The 3,076-nt window shown below is 58.0% G+C and carries 5 protein-coding genes; 2 read left to right on the forward strand and 3 right to left on the reverse strand.

The features are described from left to right. Together JNL55_RS22630 and JNL55_RS22635 are read left to right on the forward strand one after the other, a co-directional pair. Positions 1–361: helix-turn-helix transcriptional regulator (locus tag JNL55_RS22630; RefSeq protein ID WP_293859322.1), on the forward strand; the 361-nt coding region annotated here is incomplete at its 5' end. Positions 362–375: 14 nt separating this feature from the next. Next, positions 376–984, forward strand: coding sequence for a glutathione S-transferase (locus tag JNL55_RS22635; protein WP_293859325.1), 609 nt, complete (start codon positions 376–378; stop codon positions 982–984). A 15-nt stretch (positions 985–999) separates the two neighbouring features. On the opposite strand, the gene JNL55_RS22640 is transcribed toward JNL55_RS22635, so the two are convergent. The 3 genes from JNL55_RS22640 to JNL55_RS22650 all read right to left on the reverse strand — a co-directional run bounded on the left by JNL55_RS22640 (position 1,000) and on the right by JNL55_RS22650 (position 2,750). Next, complete coding sequence (locus JNL55_RS22640) at positions 1,000–1,368, reverse strand: nuclear transport factor 2 family protein (protein ID WP_293859327.1); 369 nt, start codon at positions 1,366–1,368, stop codon at positions 1,000–1,002. Positions 1,369–1,519: 151 nt separating this feature from the next. After that, complete coding sequence (locus JNL55_RS22645; RefSeq protein WP_293859331.1) at positions 1,520–1,906, reverse strand: hypothetical protein; 387 nt, start codon at positions 1,904–1,906, stop codon at positions 1,520–1,522. Positions 1,907–1,955: 49 nt separating this feature from the next. After that, a complete protein-coding gene (locus tag JNL55_RS22650; protein WP_293859334.1) occupies positions 1,956–2,750 on the reverse strand; it encodes a DUF2071 domain-containing protein in 795 nt (264 codons plus the stop codon). Positions 2,751–3,076 lie beyond the last annotated feature (326 nt).

The raw sequence follows: 3,076 nt of genomic DNA on the forward strand, positions 1-3,076 counted from the left end.
CCTCATGGCCATCCATGACGGCCGCACCACGCTGCCGGGCCTCGCGTTCTGTCGCAACTGGTTAGGCAAGCAAGGTTTGGAAGCAAGACATCTGGCGGGCTTGCAGGCACGCGGCAATAGCATGGAACCCACCATCCGCAATGCCGAGAGCATTCTGGTCGACTTGGAACAACGAGAAATCATCGACGGCGAGATATACGTGATCCAGGACGACAACAGCTTCTTGATCAAACGACTGCAGCGTCAACTCTCCGGCAAGCTGCGCATGCTGTGCGACAACCCAATGTATCCCGTCATCGAATGCCCCGAGGCCGAGATCAAAGTCGTCGGCAGAGTCGTGTGGCGCGGTAGCTTGCTCTGAGCGAATTCGGAGCATTGCTCCCCACCCTATACTCGTTTCGGCGCTGCCCCTACGCCATGCGGGCGCGGCTGGCACTCGACGTAAGTTCGCAAGGTTTTCGCGTAGTAGAAGTCGCGTTACGCGACAAGCCAGCCGAGATGTTGCGAGCATCACCGAAGGGCACGGTGCCGGTACTGATCGACACCGATGGCACGGTGATCGACGAGAGCCTCGACATCATGCTCTGGGCCCTGCGCCGTAGCGACCCCGAGCAATGGTTGGCACCGGAGCTCGACGACTTGGCAACCATGCGCTCGCTGATCCGCCATTTCGACGAGCACTTCAAAGGGCATCTCGATCGATACAAGTATCCGAATCGATTCGTCGACGCGGATGCGAAGCTCAGCCGCAGCGAAGCGGTGATCAGCCTGCAGTTGCTGGAGTCGCGGCTGCAATCATCGAGCTATCTGTTCGGGAATCGAGTCGCCCTGGCGGACATGGCGATCGCGCCCTTCGTCCGCCAGTTTTCCAAAGTCGATCCGCCGTGGTTCGCGAGCCTGCCACTGCCCAACACGTCGCGCTGGCTAGCAGCGATCCTGGACTCGCCTCGCTTCGTTCGGATCATGCAGCCGAACGCGGCGTGACTGGCCTCGCTCGTCTCAACGATGACTGAAAGTCTTGCTGACGATTTTCCAGTCGCCGTCGACTTTCAGTAAATGGAAATAGTTGGTGAAGTGCATGCCGAGGTACGGACCTTCATCGACGGTCACGCTCGCCGCCGGCCCGGCAATCTCGAGCTTGCTCAGCTTGGCTTCATACGGCTCGCCAGATTTCACCGGCGACGGAGCATTGCTGACCGCATCGTAAAATGGCTCAGGGCCACCGACTAGCAACCGCCCCTGCAGGTAACCGCACATCTTCGCCTCGGGATGAAAGGTCTGCTTCACCAACTCCAGATTGCCGGTGCGTGTACCGTCCAGATATCGCTGAATCGTCGCGCGGACGGCATCGGCTTCAAGCTGCGTCATGAGTTCTGCCCCGTTCAGTTTTTCAAAGTGCGTCGTACCTGTCGCGCGACTGCTGCACCGGACTCAATCGCGCCGTCAACGAAACCTCGCCAACCATTGGTGATCCGCGCCGGCGAAGAAGATGTTTCTTCGAGTCGCTGCCTGCAGCAACTCACTGCTCGGTGGCCTTAAGTTCGACAAGCCACCAATCAACCAGCTCCCGAGCATCCGCGACGGCTTGTCGAGCCTCACCGCCACATGAGTCATACGGGTCTTCTGCCACCATAGTCCCAGAGGTCTCTCTGATCATTGACAAGAACTCGGGATTAATCTTGCCGCGGAGTGCTTTCGTGAAAGCACCAAGGTCTCGCTCAAGAACTTCGCTTTCTGCGCGGGACAAAATAGAACAACGCTTGTTTATCTCGACTCCGGCAGACACTCCGGCGTAATCCTCTGTAACTTTATTCACCCACTCTTCGCGACCAGGGGCATCGGCAGAGGCGCTGACCCCAGCAATAAAGATACTAAGCAATATTAGAAGCCTTCTCGAACCGCGCAAAGAACTACCTCTCCTGATTGAGCTAATGCCGTAGCTAAATCTACATTTCCTACGATAAGACCTTCGGCGGAAGATAGATGGTGAACTCGTTGATCGGCTCCACAAGAACGCTGTGCGGAACCTGCTGCTCGGCTTCGTTGACCAAGCCCATCCTATCGAGAAGACCGAAGCGTGCCGACACGAGCTCTGCCGGACGCACCGCCAACTGCTTGTGCCAGACCCTGTAAGTCCCCAGCTTGCCATCGCGGCGGTGATAGAAGCCAGCGAGGGGGTGTGTCAAGAAGACCAGACCGGTTTCGATGTCCGGAAACCCAGGAAACCGAAGCTTCGCATCGGCAGCCTGCTTCAGCTCTACTGCGGCGGCTGCCCAGCGGGCCTGAGTACTCATCTTGTATTTCTTGTAGATGCCCTGGGCGGAATCGAAGTCGCATTCAAAAGAAACCTTTCCGGAATACCACGGCAGGTTCCAAAGAAGGCGAGGTACCGCCAGGGTCCAGGAATCGAGAGTGGTTCCTAGAAACCAGACGCACCGCTCTCCCGTCTGCCGGTCGACGATATAGATGCGGTAGTTCGTTTGCCCCATGGTGAACTTGGGGAATGGGTAGACCGCCGAAGTGAAGTCAACGTCGATAAATGGCACGACGGAAATCAGCGCTTTCTCGCAACCCTCGATCTCAATCGTATCGAGTGCGAATCGCTCCGGCATCAAGCCAGCGAAACGCCGCCGATCGACGGCATAGGTGATGATCGCAAAGTGCTGAAGCTTACAAAGAACGTCCATACCAGATGGCGAAGGACGGTCGTGCGAGTAGTCGCTCATCTTGAGCGGCGGCAGAACAGGCATAGTGGAACTCAGGAAACGCGGCAATCCATCCCGCGCTTTCAAGATAGTGCCGCATCCTTACTAGCGTCAATCCGGCGGCCATCCAGTAAGATACCCCGCGACTCACCACCGGGCGGAGAATCGATGGCTGCCAGCAAGATCGAGACAATGACAACGTCCGCACGCCCGGCGTTAGGCCTGGCACTCGCGTTGATGGGTACGATGAGCATCGCCTCGGCACAGAACGCAGTGCCAGCGCCGGCCAACCAGCCCAGTCCATGGTGTACCTCACAGCCCGAAGCGGCCTTTTGTCAGGCCACGCGCGGTGTGCGAGCGAGCGGTTGGGA

Origin of the sequence: Steroidobacter sp., assembly GCF_016790065.1 — a bacterium.
In the GTDB taxonomy this organism is placed as follows: Bacteria; Pseudomonadota; Gammaproteobacteria; order Steroidobacterales; family Steroidobacteraceae; genus Steroidobacter.